This window comes from Shewanella sp. GutCb, from assembly GCF_002836135.1.
Lineage (GTDB): Bacteria > Pseudomonadota > Gammaproteobacteria > Enterobacterales > Shewanellaceae > Shewanella.
Map to the genome: position 1 here is coordinate 1 of NZ_PJBL01000003.1, position 16229 is coordinate 16229.

Annotated in this window: 12 protein-coding genes, 1 tRNA gene and 1 riboswitch; of the genes, 3 read left to right on the forward strand and 10 right to left on the reverse strand. The window is 43.1% G+C overall.

What is annotated here, in order from left to right:
* Positions 1-480 precede the first annotated feature (480 nt).
* Entirely contained in the window at positions 481-990 is a 510-nt protein-coding gene (locus CXF86_RS03260) for a DUF4124 domain-containing protein (protein ID WP_102038328.1), read from the forward strand.
* Between the two features lie 61 nt (positions 991-1051).
* Here the strand turns inward: CXF86_RS03260 and CXF86_RS03265 are convergent, their stop codons facing one another.
* The 4 genes from CXF86_RS03265 to rluD all read right to left on the reverse strand — a co-directional run bounded on the left by CXF86_RS03265 (position 1052) and on the right by rluD (position 6148).
* A complete protein-coding gene (locus CXF86_RS03265; RefSeq protein WP_101091460.1) occupies positions 1052-1375 on the reverse strand; it encodes a hypothetical protein in 324 nt (107 codons plus the stop codon).
* 295 nt (positions 1376-1670) lie between these two features.
* Positions 1671-4244, reverse strand: coding sequence for an ATP-dependent chaperone ClpB (gene clpB, locus CXF86_RS03270; RefSeq protein ID WP_102038329.1), 2574 nt, complete (start codon positions 4242-4244; stop codon positions 1671-1673).
* A 186-nt stretch (positions 4245-4430) separates the two neighbouring features.
* Positions 4431-5177 carry a peptidoglycan editing factor PgeF gene (pgeF, locus tag CXF86_RS03275; RefSeq protein ID WP_101091458.1) on the reverse strand — a complete coding sequence of 249 codons (747 nt, stop codon included), beginning with the start codon at positions 5175-5177 and terminating at the stop codon, positions 4431-4433.
* Positions 5177-6148 carry a 23S rRNA pseudouridine(1911/1915/1917) synthase RluD gene (gene rluD, locus CXF86_RS03280; protein WP_101091479.1) on the reverse strand — a complete coding sequence of 324 codons (972 nt, stop codon included), beginning with the start codon at positions 6146-6148 and terminating at the stop codon, positions 5177-5179. The genes pgeF and rluD overlap by 1 nt, the downstream gene beginning before the upstream one ends.
* A gap of 122 nt (positions 6149-6270) precedes the next feature.
* Here rluD and CXF86_RS03285 point away from each other — a divergent pair, with 122 nt between their 5' ends.
* Complete coding sequence (locus CXF86_RS03285; protein ID WP_101091457.1) at positions 6271-7035, forward strand: outer membrane protein assembly factor BamD; 765 nt, start codon at positions 6271-6273, stop codon at positions 7033-7035.
* Positions 7036-7108: 73 nt separating this feature from the next.
* Here CXF86_RS03285 and CXF86_RS03290 read toward each other — a convergent pair whose 3' ends face one another.
* Genes CXF86_RS03290 through CXF86_RS03300 form a run of 3 tightly spaced genes read right to left on the reverse strand, consistent with a single transcriptional unit; the run spans position 7109 to position 11050 of the window.
* Entirely contained in the window at positions 7109-8170 is a 1062-nt protein-coding gene (locus CXF86_RS03290) for a 3-oxoacyl-ACP synthase III family protein (protein WP_102038330.1), read from the reverse strand.
* The gene (locus CXF86_RS03295) at positions 8161-8883 is read right to left on the reverse strand and encodes a hypothetical protein (RefSeq protein ID WP_102038331.1); all 723 of its coding nucleotides are present in this window, start codon (positions 8881-8883) and stop codon (positions 8161-8163) included. Before CXF86_RS03295 ends, CXF86_RS03290 begins: the two co-directional genes overlap by 10 nt.
* Positions 8873-11050 (reverse strand): efflux RND transporter permease subunit, encoded by a 2178-nt coding sequence (locus tag CXF86_RS03300; protein WP_257985272.1) that lies wholly within the window; start codon positions 11048-11050, stop codon positions 8873-8875. The genes CXF86_RS03295 and CXF86_RS03300 overlap by 11 nt, the downstream gene beginning before the upstream one ends.
* Positions 11051-11284: 234 nt before the next feature.
* On the opposite strand from CXF86_RS03300, the gene CXF86_RS03305 reads away from it, so the two are divergent.
* Positions 11285-11360 (forward strand) — tRNA-Phe (locus CXF86_RS03305).
* Positions 11361-11615: 255 nt separating this feature from the next.
* On the opposite strand, the gene CXF86_RS03310 is transcribed toward CXF86_RS03305, so the two are convergent.
* The 3 genes from CXF86_RS03310 to aroG all read right to left on the reverse strand — a co-directional run bounded on the left by CXF86_RS03310 (position 11616) and on the right by aroG (position 16129).
* Positions 11616-13466, reverse strand: a complete 1851-nt coding sequence (locus tag CXF86_RS03310) for a TonB-dependent receptor domain-containing protein (protein WP_102038332.1) — start codon at positions 13464-13466, stop codon at positions 11616-11618.
* Between the two features lie 119 nt (positions 13467-13585).
* Positions 13586-13785: riboswitch (cobalamin riboswitch) on the reverse strand.
* A gap of 328 nt (positions 13786-14113) precedes the next feature.
* The gene (locus CXF86_RS03315) at positions 14114-14761 is read right to left on the reverse strand and encodes a hypothetical protein (protein WP_101091453.1); all 648 of its coding nucleotides are present in this window, start codon (positions 14759-14761) and stop codon (positions 14114-14116) included.
* A gap of 318 nt (positions 14762-15079) precedes the next feature.
* Positions 15080-16129 (reverse strand): 3-deoxy-7-phosphoheptulonate synthase AroG, encoded by a 1050-nt coding sequence (gene aroG / locus CXF86_RS03320; protein WP_102038333.1) that lies wholly within the window; start codon positions 16127-16129, stop codon positions 15080-15082.
* Between the last annotated feature and the right edge of the window lie 100 nt (positions 16130-16229).

Consider the following 16229-nt stretch of genomic DNA (forward strand, 5'->3'; position numbering starts at 1 on the left):
CTATCAAACCCGAAGCCCTTAAAGCGCTTGTCACCTGAATTAAATTCCCAAGGAGATTTAACTCTCACCTCTTAGTTAAAAGAGATACTGATTACGCTGCAAGTCCCGTACTACCTAAGTAGTTGGCCTGCTGTGCCGTGTCAGTGGATGCGCATTATAGGGGAATACTGATGGAGCACAAGGGGCTTTCTGAATAAAAAGTAATTAAACGCGCTGCCTGCGCATAAACCACTCACAATGAATATATATCATGCAAGACAGGCCGCTGATTGCCATTTGTTCTAATACTCAGCCTTATTATTCTGATTGTTTTACGTCTTCATAGCGTATTTTAATGGGCAAATAGAGTAAGAGCGTTTTGTTTCACCTATATAGAGGTAAAACTTTCTCAGTTGCTATTAATCTCGTTATCACGCTAGCATGAGTGATGTTAGTTGCATCTTCGAAACTAATCATAGATAAAGCTATGGAAGGTAATAAATGATATTAGAACCAACAAATGACCTTACTAGAAGCGAACATAGTCAAGGTGTATTAGCTCAATCGCTTTGGATAAAGCTTTGTGGCGTTTTGCTGTTCGCGAGTCTATTTAGCACTCATTCATATGCTAGCGAAATTTATACATGGGTTGATGAACAAGGCGTAACTCACTTTAGTCAGGAACCTCCCGCGCAAAAAGAAGCTAAAAAAATCTATAGCGAAGACATTCAGCCAGCTAAAATAGGCAGTGTAGCGCCAACAGTCTCGGCGCCATTAGTAAAAGTCCCTACGGAGTTAGAGAAGTCGGCACTCGCAATAAAGAAATCAGATAAAGCACAAGCTAAAACAATTTGCGAAAGTGCTAAGCACAGCCTGAATGTATTAAGCAGTCATTCAAAACTTAATAGAAAGAGTGCAGATACAGGCAAAACCGTAGCAATGACAGAAGAGCAGCGACAAGCTGCTATTACCGAACAAAAAGAGCGTGTCTCTTTATTTTGCGAGAACTAACGAACATTGAACGAGCAAATATAGAAACAGACTCCGTTTGAGTCTGTTTCAAGCCCACGAGCTACTTGCTAGCCGTAAGGTTATACATTGAACGCGTCACACCATCTTCACATGCTTTAAGACCCGCTTTCCAACCATCATCAAATTTATCAAGCCCATCAAGGGCTGTATCCTTCGCTACTGAGTCATAAAGCTCTGCTTGTTGTTTCTTCATTACATAAGCATTTTTACAACCACGATAATATCCATAATGATACAAGCTTTCATATTCTTGATTACCCTCACCAATATAGGGCGCCGATGTTTGCTCTTTGTCACGGTTTGAGTCTGCACAACCTACGATTGTCATTGACGCTAAAACGATAATTGTTAACTGACGTTTCATACTATTGCCTCCCTGTAATTAAGTTAAATGCCCCCAATAGCCGTGGTACTTGAACACTGCTACTGACCGCTATCTATATTATTTTAATAACATTAAGTATTGTTGAATAATTGGATAATACAAACATATGGTCAATATGATGCAGAAGTCGTTCTATTCGGTAGGCTTGACACTACAAGGGAAGTAAAGCTGTACTAGCAATAGAATATAAATTGCTAGTGATACATCAAAAAGTGACATCAACTTTCGTTGATGCCACTATAAAACGAACCGAGTTACCGACTAAACGACGGTGTTACTGCGTAAAGTTGAGTTGTCCCGCGACAACCGAGACTTGTATCGGCGTTCCAGGTTGAAGTTGTCCGCTTAAGATCTTTTGAGCTAGTGGATTTTCAACCTCTTGCTGTAGAGCTCGTTTTAGCGGTCTCGCCCCATAAATAGGATCGTATCCCGCATCCGCAATAACGGCTAATGCTTCAGCACTGATCTCAAGCTCGTAGTCTTTTTCAGCCAACCTAAGCTGTAGCGCCTCTATTTGAATCGCAGCAATATGGGCAATATTAGCTTTATCCAGCGGATGGAAAACCACGGATTCGTCAATACGGTTTAAAAACTCCGGTCTAAAGTGCTGCGTCACGACCTGCATCACATTGGACTTCATCTCTTCGTAGCTTTGTGCACCAAAGCCTGCTTGAATAACATCAGAACCGAGATTTGACGTCATGATCACTACCGTATTACGAAAATCGACAGTTCGACCTTGGCCATCAGTTAAACGACCATCATCTAATACCTGTAATAAGATATTAAACACATCAGGATGTGCCTTTTCGACCTCATCAAGCAAAATAACAGAATAAGGTTTACGTCTTACCGCTTCAGTTAAATAGCCACCCTCTTCATAACCTACATATCCAGGAGGCGCTCCGACCAAACGCGATACAGAGTGCTTCTCCATAAACTCAGACATATCAATTCGTACTAGTGCAGATTCAGTATCAAATAGAAACTTGGCCAGTGACTTACAAAGCTCTGTTTTCCCCACTCCCGTCGGACCTAAAAATAGAAAAGAACCGATAGGACGACTCGGATCGGAAAGGCCTGCTCTACTGCGACGAATCGCATTAGATACAGAATCAACCGCTTCGTTCTGACCGATGACGCGTTCATGTAACGCATCTTCCATCTGCAATAACTTTTCCCGCTCGCCTTCAAGCATCTTTGACACTGGGATCCCGGTCGCTTTAGATAACACTTCAGCGATCTCAACGTCTGTCACTTTATTACGCAGTAAGGTCATATCTTGCATTTCAGCTTGGGCTGCCAAGTCGAGCTGTTTTTCAAGCGCCGGAATACGGCCATACTGTAACTCTGACATCCGCGTTAAATCACCGGCACGTCTCGCGACCTCTAAATCCATTCTAGCCTGCTCTAAATCAGCCTTGATATGCTGGGTCCCAGCAAGCGCGGCTTTTTCGGTGTGCCAAATCTCATTTAGCTCAGCCGCTTTTGCCTCAACCTCTTTTAGCTCAGTGCGAAGTACCTCTAAACGTCGTAAACTCGCTTCATCTTCCTCTTTCCTTACCGCTTGCTCTTCAAGTTTTAACTGAATAGCACGACGTTCGAGTCGATCGAGAGATTCGGGCTTCGAATCTATCTGGATTCTGATGCTCGATGCAGCTTCATCAATCAGGTCGATCGCTTTGTCAGGTAGCTTTCTGTCTGAAATATAGCGATTAGACATGGTCGCAGCCGCAACAATTGCAGGGTCAGTAATTTCAACATGATGATGCAGCTCATAACGCTCTTTGAGACCACGTAAAATAGCAATGGTATCTTCAACGTTAGGCTCATCCACCAGCACTTTTTGAAAACGACGCTCTAACGCAGCATCCTTTTCAATATATTTTCTGTACTCATCTAATGTTGTCGCACCGACACAATGTAGATCGCCACGTGCCAATGCTGGTTTAAGCATATTTCCCGCATCCATTGCGCCATCGCCTTTACCAGCACCGACCATAGTGTGCAGTTCATCAATAAAGAGGATAACTTGGCCCTCTTCTTGAGAAAGCTCATTAAGAACCGCTTTTAGACGTTCTTCAAATTCACCACGATATTTCGCACCAGCAATCAATGCGCCCATATCCAAAGATAGTACCCGCTTATTTTTAATGCCTTCAGGTACTTCATTGTTAATGATCCGCTGTGCTAACCCTTCAACAATGGCCGTCTTACCGACCCCGGGATCACCGATCAATACAGGATTATTTTTACTACGACGTTGCAATACTTGGATCGTACGACGAATTTCGTCATCACGACCAATTACGGGGTCTAACTTGCCCTGCTCTGCTCGCTCAGTGAGATCAACGGTGAACTTTTTCAGCGCTTGACGTTGATCCTCAGCATTAGGATCATCAACCTTTTGGCCATTACGCATCTGTTCTATGGTCGACTCCATTAACGCTTTTGTTGCACCAGACTTCTTTAACGCCTGTGCTAGGGCATCACTCCCTTCGAGTGCAGCTAATACAAATAGCTCACTTGAGATAAATTTGTCTTTGCGCTTTTGCGCTAATTTATCGCACAAATTCAGCACACGGATCAGCGCTTGAGATAACTGAACATCTCCGCCCGTGCCTTCTACTTGTGGTCGTTGTTCTAACTCTTGGCTCAGTAACGAGCGCAAAGTACTCACCTTAATGCCCGCTTGGGTCAATAATGGGTGAATGGAACCGCCGTCTTGATTCAGCAATGCCATCATCAAGTGGGCTGGCTCTATAAATTGGTGGTCTCGGCCCAATGCCAATGATTGAGCATCCGAGATAGCAATTTGGAATTTATTTGTCATACGGTCGAGTCGCATCATTCCTCCGATAACTCAGTTAGGTTTGTAGCTGGGACATGCATGGCGCACCGAGTTGGAAACTCCTAATTGGAGTACTTAATCCATTCACGCTTTGATACAAACAAGAATAGGTTTGCTCTACAAGACAGTAAAGCATCTGATAACTAAAATATGGGGGCTAACCGAGCAAATTCAAGTTATTTTTTAAGCATCGAGCCAAATAAATGATGCCATTCTGCCAGTGATACCGTCGCGGCGATAAGAAAAAAATGATTCATGATCCGTTACCGTACAACGCGTGTCAGCAAAAAGGGTTTTCACACCCGCTTTGGCTAATCTGAGTTTTGCCAATCCCTGAAGATCAGCGAGGTATTTATGGCTAAGATGTTCACTTGCAGGGACAAAACAGTGCCGAGCCTCTGGATGCTTTACTTCGAATTGTTGTTTTACTTCAGAGCCAACTTCAAAAGCTCTAGGCCCAATTGCAGGTCCTAAGTAAGCAACGATCTCTTGTGGAGAATGCGAAAATTTGTTTATTGCCGCTTCAATAATACCGTCACACAACCCGCGCCAACCAGCATGAACCGCTGCGACCTCGGTTCCGTTTTTATCACACAGTAAAATAGGAAGACAATCAGCAGTCATCACCACACACACTTGGTTGCTGTTATTACAGTAGCTCCCATCTGCCTGATGGACTTTGCTGTTATCGGCATCAACAAGGTTAATACTGTGAGTTTGCTCAAGCCAAGCAGGGGCTACAGGAAGGTTTAGGCGTTGCAAAATGATTTGCCGGTTACCGTTGACGCAAGTGATATTATCACCGACATGGGCACCGAGGTTGAGGCTATCAAAAGGGGGTAAGCTTATGCCACCTTGTCGAGTCGAAAAAGCTAAGTTTACCCCCGGAGGAATAAACCAAGCTTGTTTCTCATCGAAAACATCTGTCATTAAATAACAGGTGGATTATCAATCGTATCTTGACGAAGAGCTTTAGTCAGCTTCACCATATCAGCAGGAACAGGCGCTCGCCAGCTCATCACTTCACAAGTGAAAGGATGTGCTAGTTCAAGTCGAATCGCATGCAATGCTTGTCGTCTGAAAGCCATATAGGTTTCAAAAAAGTCTGGCGCAGCCCCTTTTGGAGGACGCGGTCGACCTGCATAAACAGGATCACCGACCAATACATGGCCGATATAAGCCATATGCACACGAATTTGGTGTGTACGACCAGATTCTAGGCGAAGGCGTAAACGCGTATGCAGTCTGAACTTTTCAGCCACGCGATAATGTGTCATCGCCGGCTTGCCATTGTGCACTACAGCCATATGTGTACGTTTGCTTGGGTGACGATCGATAGGTTCATCGACTGTACCGCCCGCAATAATCCCACCGAGAACAATCGCTTCGTATTCACGAGTGATCTCACGAGCTTGCAGTGCCGTAACCAAATGGGTTTGTGCTTCAACTGTTTTAGCCACAACCATTAAACCGGAAGTGTCTTTATCCAAACGATGCACAATACCTGCTCGCGGTACCAACTCGATACCAGGGCAATGATGCAGTAATGCATTCATTAGCGTACCGTCTTGATTACCAGCACCAGGATGTACTACTAGACCTGCTTGCTTATTGATAACCAAAATATGATCATCTTCATAAATAATATCAAGATCTATCGCTTCGGCTTTTGCGGATGTTTCCTCTTCCAGTGTTGCATCTACGACGACGTCCTGACCTTCCAGAACTTTCACTCTGGGTTTATCAGCAACTGTGCCATCGATGTATACTGCACCGGACAGAATCCACTCTTTAATGCGTGTTCGCGAGTAATCAGGGAACAAATCAGCCAGAGTCTGGTCCAATCTTTGGCCTGATTGTGTTGATGTTATCTCGCTTTTTAGTTTAATCTCTTGAGTCATATGAACCGTACCCACGTTTCGGGGTCCAAAAATGTTTACTATCTGTTACAATCGGATTGTTTCTATTTTATCGTGAAATGGAAAAATTCATAACTATAACTTTAAAAGAATCGAATTCAAGTATGCATAAATTTGCCAAAAGTGTTGCTGTAGTGCTAATTTCGCTTGCTGCTACGGCCTGTAGTAGTAAACAGGGCGAAGATCCTGCAATGATCAAAAGTTCACCTGAAGTGCTTTATTCTCAAGCAAGAACCTCTATGGAGCTGGGAAACTACAGCAAAGCAGTTCGTTCTTTAGAAGCTTTAGATTCCCGTTTCCCGTTTGGACCTCATAAAACACAAGTCCAACTCGATTTAATATTTGCTTACTACAAGCTTGATGACCCAGCTTCAGGCATTGCTAACATCGACCGTTTTATTAGATTAAATCCAACACATAAAGATATTGATTACGTTTATTATATGCGCGGTCTTGTCAATATGCAGTCTGATCGCTACCTTTTCCACGACATGTTAAATATCGATAGATCTGATCGTGATCCTAAAGCAGCACAAGATGCATTTAAGGATTTTGACAGACTGGTTAAGTCTTATCCAAACAGCAAGTATGCAGCAGATGCGCAAAAACGCATGCAACACTTAAAAAATAGACTAGCACTTTACTCGATCAAGGTAGCTGAATACTACATAAAAATGAATGCATGGAGTGCAGCCGCTATTCGTGCCCAGCTAGTAATGGAAGGTTATCCTGGTACACCGTCCACCGAAAGAGCTTTAGAGATCATGTCTAAAGCATATGGTGAGTTAGGACAAGATAAGCTTAAAGAGCATGCACTTATGGTCATGAAAGCTAACTTTCCAAGCAATAAGTTACTCGCGAAACAGTAATTAATAACCGTGTTTTATGACTGGTTATAAAAAATAAAGGCCTCAAATGAGGCCTTTATTTTTTTTAATAGATTTACGAATGTTGGTAAACAAATCCACCATATAAGTATTTAGTTGCCTCTGCGCCTAATATCATCACTTTGTCACCCGTTTCTAATACGCCAGAATTGATCAGTCTAGAGAGGCTGACCCATATTGCCGCTGAGCCTAAATTACCCAGCCATTTAGCATCGTTAATAACACGACTAGGTTCAATGCTCAGCGCTTCAGCTAAGAGAGTATCAATATGACCGTTCGCTTGGTGAGGTAAAATAAAACGAAAGTCATCAAGATGGTGTCCATGAGACTGCAGAGCCGCTAATCCAAGTTCAAATAATTGGCTGCCCTGCTTCCTAACAGCCGCAGTATTATGGTGAAACCTCGCCATTTGCTTATTAGCAACATCATTAGAACCACCATCAAGATAAAAGCCAGCGTCTTTACCAACGCCGATATGACCTAAATAGATATCAGAAATAATCCCAGAGGCACCGTTTGCTTGCTCAATAGGGGCCAACACTACCGCTGCAGCACCATCTCCCATTTGCACATAATTGACTAACTGCTCTGTATCGATAAATCGATTATCCATATCAAAGAAGACCGACCCCGTCTCACAGCCCACTATCGCCACTGGTTGCTGATTAACAGCACAAAAGGCAGACGCGATCTGCAGACCATTGGCAAAACCGGTGCAGGCTTGGCGTAATTCTAAATAAGGACCATGGTATGCCTGTTTGTCTGCTATCCACGCAGCATTAGGAGGCACCTGAGTATGGGGTGTGCATGTATGGGAAAGCAGATAGTCTAGCTGCTCCATTTCAACGTTTGCCGCGGCAAGTGCCCCCTTTAACGCTTGTACACTCAGCTCGATACTCGTCGGTGACGGCGCACTGGTCGCGGTATCAAGATTGCGGGTTAAATGTCGCCCCTGTATGCCAATTCTGCGAGCAATTGCTTTAGCTTTTCTCGCAGTTAGTAAGCCACATTGATACTTGAGCTTTTCAAGCAGCAGTTCGTTACTAATGTTGGTATGAGGCAAAGCGTGAGCGATCCCTTTTAAACACAGCGAATGCTTTGCAAATTTTACCGCCATTTAGCCTCCAGTTTTTGATTAAGTCTATCCAAACAGACCCCCATTGACTCAAATGCATCGCCTTGAGTCTGCAGTAACGTCATCAAATCACCCACGACGTACTCATGCTGATGGGAAAATTGATTCAACGTTGCTCCAAGTGCTATCGCGTGTTTACGGCTAACGTAGACATGCTTTGCTTCATCTTTCTTAATGAGGCCACACAATTGAGAAAAGCGATGTTCCTCGCCTAAATGACAATGTTCAAACGCTTGCATAATATGGGTGACACAGGTATCTAATATGGCAATTCGGACAAAATGTTCACTGTAAGTACTCACCCGCCCCAGATGCGCATAAAAGCGTTTTGCTTTTCTTTGCACTTGAGTGAACTCGGGCAATTCACTCAATGAATGCGCTACCTGTTGCAGTGCAATATCATGACGATGCTCGTCGGCTTCGACATCTTGTAAGCAGACCACTAAAGAATGCTGCTGCTCTGCGGCTAAACGATTGATCTCACTGTTAAAAACTAACTGTGCCGACTGTTCACCGCACAGTAATAAGGGTAATAGGCGACTCATTGCATCTGTTTGAGTATCGCTAAATTGCACTGGCTTGTGTTGAGTATCTCCGAGCCAACACATGATCCGCTGACTATTTGCAGTCAAAGCTGTATTAGCCCCTGTAACAGGCTTAATCGGAAAACAGCGAGTAAGTACCTTAGTCTGCATGCTTTCTCCTTAATATCCAGCGCTGGTAAAGCACAGGTAACATCAAAACATCAAAGCCCCAAGCAAATAGCACCACCAAACAAGAGAGCAAACTCAGTTGTGAGATAGGCGCAAAATCAGACATTAACCCGATAGAAAACCCCAAGGCGATGGCAAGCGTGGTAAAGGTGATCACGGGTAAGACTTTGCTGAATGCATCCCACATCACAGTAGTGTCACTGTCACCGCAATCTTTACTGGGCAATCTAAGCATCAAATGCAAAGTATCGTCGACAATAACGCCCAGCATCATCCCCAATACAACCGCGGTACCGAGGCTGATAAAACCACCATTTAGTTGCCATAGAGCAAACACCCACAGTAAGGGTAAAAAATTAAGTAATAGTCCCATCAAGCCAAAGACTAACGAGCGTTTCAATATACTGAGCAGCGCCGCTAGCGCAAGTAACGCCACACCGAATGAAATCAGCATATTATTAGCATTGTCGATACTGAGATGGGCAAACAATAAATTACTGCCAAGAGACGGGCTGACATCAATATTTTGAGCATTGCTTGCTAACCAAGTATTCACTTTAGTTTCAAATACCACCAACTCCATCGCTGTCATTGGCACTAGATACAAGGTCACTAAGCTGGCATTCTTGCGCTTATTTAGTTCGCTTTGTAAGCGTAATTGCACGACTGATTTTTCAGTTAATAAACGCTTAAACTGGTTCTGCCCCATACCGGTACTTTTGATCCAATCACCCAGATGCTGAACCTTATTAACCTCAGGTTGTGCTTTTAGATAACGAGCAAATTTATAAATAAAAGCCAATTCAACTTTATCAAGCTGAGCACCTGCTTTACTACTAACAACATAGTGTTGTAAGTTGATCCCCGCAAAGTACTGTCGCATTTTTTGACTAGATACTGTGAAGGAGTTATTCGATTCGAAGTAACCTAAGGGGTCATCATTGAGGGTTAGCTTGGATACGCTTATCAGTGAGAGAACACTAAGCAATACAATCCCAAGTATTACAGCATTGGGTCTTTTTACATTATATTTGGCGAGTGATAGTACTGAACCAAAGTTCATTTCAGTCTGTTTAGTGGGCTTAGAAAAACCAGCAAAGTAGATTAATGTGGTTAGGCTTAATAGGTAATTACACAAAACCGCAAATGCTACCAATAAACCAAAGCTCTGTATGGGTGGCGATGGGCTAAACATTAATAAGCAGAAACCCAATATGGTAGTCAAGGTAGAGTAAAATAGTGGCGCTTGATTGACGCTAACGCTGTGCTCAAGTGCTTGAGTATTTGACTTACCTAAGTTGATTGCACGCCGCCAAGCAAAATAGAGATGAGATGCATACGCCAAAGCCAGTGTCACAATAATCACAGGGACAAAGGCGCTTATCGCAGCCAATGTTAGCTTTAACCAAGCCGCTATGCCTAAGGTCAAAATAAGGGTTATAACGCTATTAAGACATAACGCAGTAATCCACACTTTTTGCCTGATAAAAAGCGCTGCCATCAAAAAGATAATACCCAATAACGAGGGTGCAAACCAAAGTAAGTCATGACGTAGCACTTTGGCATATTGCCAATTTAAGGCATGCGTGCCGTTGAGATAACTATTTACATTCATTGGCAGCCAGAAAGCACTTGTTGCAGCATCGATTTCATCAAGTGTGCTCATCAACCACACACTGCGCGTAGCAAAGGATTTAGACTGTGCCTCGTTTAGTTTTAGCTGCAATAGTATGGCTTGGCCATTTTCCGATAAAACTGATGTTAGGCGTGGATGTTTTTTATAATTAAGTATCTTATCCGCGCTAGCATCACCTTGAAGAAACTGATTGTAGCCCTGAACACTTAATACATTTGGATTGCCTTTTAACTGTTCTATAAAGGTGAGAAGAGGTTCAGTAAGCTCCCCTTCTCGCCAATCTTGCTTACTTTCAAGTAGTAGCCATAATTGGTCGTGGCGTTCGAAACTATCGTTCATCTGGTTAAACGCTACAAACCGAGGATCGGTTGGTGAGAAGTAATCACTAAAGTTAACATCGAGGTTGAGTCTATGCAGACCTAACAAAGAGAGCAGGATCAACAAAATGATACTGACAAACAGTCCTAATGGATGGCGCTGAATAGTCCAAACAGTTCGAATGTGAAGCCCCAAACAATTTCTCCTCGTTGATCTTTTTCTCTGTATAAAGACAAGACCGTGGAAAGGCCTAATAAATTCACACAAATTTAACATTACTTCGTCGTAACGCTACCAAAGTGATCCATTGCAATGAATTGCTTAGTTCTGCAGCTAAACGCTGGATAATTCAACGTGCGAACAAAAGAAAGCACCATTTAGCAAAAAATAGTTGACTCAAATCAGTAAAAGCCTTTTAATAGCGCCGTTGCCCGAATAGCTCAGTCGGTAGAGCAGAGGATTGAAAATCCTCGTGTCCCTGGTTCGATTCCGGGTTCGGGCACCAATATTTAGTTTAGGTGTAGCAACATTTAGACCAGAGTCTAAGGCAAGTAAGACCTTAAGTACTCAACATGAAACCTCGCCTAGCGAGGTTTTTTTGCATCTGCCATTTGAAACACAACCAACCCAGCCTCAAAACCGGTATGCCGGACTCAGGTAGCGCTAGACTCACCACGAGCTGCAGATACAAAAAAGCCAGTCACCTTGATGACTGGCTTTATTTTACTTAGCTCTGGCTGAGCTTCTACTGCACGCTCTATTACAGCGCGTTGTAACTCACGCTGAAGAAGACTTCTTTTCCAGGGCTGAAGTAGTTTGCCACTGAGACAATCTCTTCATCAAACACATTATTGGCTTTTAAACGCAGCTGCCAATTATCAGTCACCTTATACCCTAGCCCCAGATCTAACTGATGATATGCGTCCAAGTATTGGTCGTAGCCTGCGTATCGCTTGCCTTGATAATGATAGTTAGCCAACAGATCAAAATCTTGCCATTGATAACTCAACGAATAGTTAAACTCATTCTCGCTACGGCCAGTAAGTGCCTTTTCAGTCGCTTTATCTTCAGTATCTAAATAGGTATACGCTAACTGATGCTCTAGGCCAAACAAGCCAAACTTAGTAAAAAATTCAGCGCCAGTGATTTCGGCATTGTTAACATTAGCAGGTTTCCAGATCTCCCAACCGTTATCGCCAATGATCCCCGTAGGAGCCCAAGCAATTAGGTTATCGATGTCGTTCTTGAAGAAGCTGACATAAGCTTGAACATCATTACGTCGATAGTTCAAGGTCATATCATAACTTTCAGATGTTTCTGACAACAGTTCAGGATTACCTGAACCAGGCCAGTACAGGTCATTAAACGTTGGCACCTTAAACGCTGTGCCGGTTGTCGCCGACAAACGCCATTGTTCAGTAAACTGGTAAGCCAGACTTAGGTTATAAGTCGTTTCGCTATCGACATTTTCTACGTCATCATAACGAACTGCGACTTCAGCAAGTAGCTTCTGCCATTGCTTCTCAACCAACAGATAAGCACCAACGATGTCGCGGTCATTTTGCGCGTAATCACCAAGCACGGCTTCATTTGACCAATCAACGCCACCGCTTAAGTTCAAGCCATTTCCAACGAGGTATTGATAGCTCCAATTCACTTGCTTACGCTTAGTTTCATATTTGGCAATTCCGGCAGCCACGTTATCACCACGGAAGTTCTCGTTATAATCTCGAGACTGGCTAAACGTCAACTTACTGGTATATTTTCCGCCAGTATATTGCGTACCTAAATTCCAAAGGTAATTGGCATAATCAGACTCATCCACACCACCACTGCCATAAATATCATCAAATTGATTGTTGCCTCTGTCGTATTGACCGCTCCAGAGTGCCTGCCACTGCTGGCTAAGTAATTGTGAACCTTTAAGTGATATAGAGGTACGGTCGTAACCATCAGCATCATTTTCAGATTCTGCACCGTCATAAACATCATAGCCATTTGATTGCTCACGACTTACAACTAGTGTGCTACTGCCCTCCCCGTGCTCCATTCCAAAACCAGCTGAGCCACGAAGATAATCATTAGTACCGTACTCAGCACCAACAAAGCCTTCGCCGCTTTTAAGTTGGCGAGTAAATATTTGAATCACGCCGCCAATGGCATCACTGCCCCAAACAGAGGCTCTAGGTCCTTTTAAGACTTCTATACGCTCAATATTTTCTGGCGATATGCTGTTGAAGCTAACCGAGCCAAGTGTCGCTGAGCCCACTTTGACACCATCAACAATAACTAAGACATGACTTGAGTTACTACCACGAATGCTAACTGAAGTGGTTTGACCCGCTCCACCATTACGCGTGACGCTTACGCCCGGCAGAATTTCTAAAACGTCTGCAATAGATTTGGGATTCAGACGCTCTATCTCTTCACGTTCAATGGTATTAATGACGGTAAGTTGCTGATCAGTCGTTCTGTCAAAACGTGCACCGGTGACAGTGATCGTTTCGTCAACGACAAGTTGTTGGCTGGATTCTGCTGCCAGTACAGGCAATGCAGTTAAGCTGAATACGCCGCTGATAAGCAACGCAATTTTAGATGGTTTGATACCCATTTGCCCTTGACTCCTAAAGGAAAACGGGGCAATGCGTCACGGAATGACAAATAGTTAAGCGCTAAAACTCCATCGCTACATTTGCACACTGCCGCACTTCGAGATCTGCCCGCCGAAATCATCGAAATCACTTTACAGGCCGGTCTCCGGACTTAGGTTCTATATCGATTTAAGTATCGATATGCGAATACAAGCTTTAATACGCCTGTCTCTCACCATTCACCGTTGCGGGGGCAGTGTCAGAATTTAACTGACTTCCCGATTATCCTTACTCAACATTTAAGCTGAAAGTTAAGGCACCAATAAAGTTGACTAGTTAGTTATTTTTAATTGTTGTTACACTGCAATAACCTTAGGTTACCGCTTTGTGCGCGCATTATAGACGTCTATACGGTTAAATGTCTAACTTATCAAAAAGCGATTTGTTCTAGCTTAGATTACAAATGTTCAACCGAGAAAATCTGCAGATAACGAAAAGGGGCCGGCTTAACCAAAAATGCTCGCTAATACTTTAGTTTGAGCCATTTATGTTTAACTCTAACAGTGACAAATGGCTCAAACGTAAGACGGGACGTATTATTTATAATTAAGACCTGATAATTGAAAAGCTAACCCCAGTACAAAAGTACGACTAAGCGCCTAATGCGTTAATTTAATTTGAAGGGCGTTATCGCAGACATGAACTCACGATAGTTAGCTCTTTCAACCGGTGCAGATGTTGAAGTGAACTCCTCCCCTCTCATAGACTTATGAATAAGGTACAGGTCATTTTCGCCTTTTACTGCAGTGTAATGGCCAATTTCACCTAAGTGTTCTAGCGCTTTATAAACGTTAGCTTGTAACCCATTAAGGTGCGTGTTGGGCATTCGAGTACAGCCCATAATGGCACTTGCCGTCTGATGGCCATCAATGAATTCGTCATCTACACGTTCATATAACACGTCGCCATAGCAGTTATCTCGATAAGCCTCCGCCATCGTATCGAGAAAATCGCTAGGCTCTATATTGGCAGACAAATCTTTAAAACCTTGAATACACACCATAGAAGACCAGTTTCGTAACTGTTCGTTTTTAGGTAAAAATTCAGCTGTAAACATGCCATCCTCTGACTGAGAAAAAGCTAATTTCCAATCATGTGGTAGGTAAAAACTCAGTTTTTGACTAAAAATAGGCAGGCGTTTGGCTATTTTGTCGATCGCCACATCTACATCGTCGGATGCATAAAGACTTTGCGAAAAACTGAAATAGAAAAGTACTGAATAGGAAACCCAGCACCGAAGCTGACTTGCTTTCATACCTTTACAATCCTTGTTTAGGGTATTAATTGCGCAACATTCTATCGTTTATCAACGTAAAGTGGTACATAAAAGAGGATTTTCAACAAAAATAATCGTTCGGTAGCATCACTGCCAGTAACTCTGCCGTTATGAGCAATGCCGGTTAAGCAGACTACGACCAAACTCCCCCCATTATCAGCCTAAATAGCAACGTCAGCCTCACCGCTAACACCGCCCAATAGCAATAAGTATGATTTAACCATGCCAAAAGCCAGCCATAAAAAAACCTAGTGCGAACACTAGGTTTATATCAGCGATAAAAAATTAACGCACCCGTTATCGGCGGTTGATAACACTCTGATTCAATACGCTGAGCATTTTTTCGGTATCATCCCAACCAATGCAAGCATCTGTGACGCTCTGACCATAACAAAGCGGTTCGCCTTCTACTGGATCTTGACGACCTTCAACCAAGTTACTTTCAACCATCACACCAAATATTGACGTATCACCCGCACTGACTTGGCCAGCAACATCATCAGCAACCGACATCTGCAATGCAAACTGCTTACAGCTATTAGCATGGCTAAAGTCGATCATTATATTGTTAGGTAGGCCGGCTTTATCTAACTGCTTATTTATTTCAACCACATGTGCAGCACTATAATTTGGCTCTTTACCACCGCGCAAAATGATATGGCAATCAGGGTTACCCTTAGTTTCAACAATCGCTGAATGACCGAATTTAGTCACCGATAAAAAATGGTGTGGAGCATTGGCTGCGCCAATCGCATCAATAGCGACTTTAATCGTGCCATCGGTGCCATTTTTAAATCCAACAGGGCTTGAAAGACCAGAAGCTAGCTCTCTATGTACCTGTGATTCCGTGGTACGTGCGCCAATGGCGCCCCAACACATTAAATCAGCAACATACTGTGGCGTGATCATATCAAGAAACTCACCCGCTGCAGGTAAGCCCATATCATTCAAGTCGAGCAATAGCTTGCGTGCTGTGCGCAGGCCATCATTTAACTTAAAGCTGTTATCCATGTTTGGATCGTTGATGAGACCTTTCCAGCCAACGGTAGTACGAGGCTTTTCAAAATAGACTCGCATAACGATCTCTAATTGATCTTTATATTGCTTACGTAACTCCACAAGACGTTTACCGTATTCAACCGCAGCAATAGGATCATGAATAGAGCATGGGCCAATAACCACTAATAAGCGATCATCTTTTTTAGCCAGAATATTGTGGATGCTTTCACGCGCATTAAATACGGTCGCTGATGCGTTCTCTGTTGCTGGAAATCGCTCCAAAATAGCAATTGGAGGTAACAACTCTTTAATCTTATTAATTCGAACATCATCATTTTTGTAATACATGGTAATACTGCGCTCCGTCTAGCGTGTGATATATGAAAACATAACTCTCAATTGCGATACTGAGTTCAATTTATCCCAGTATCTACTCACATTGCAATCA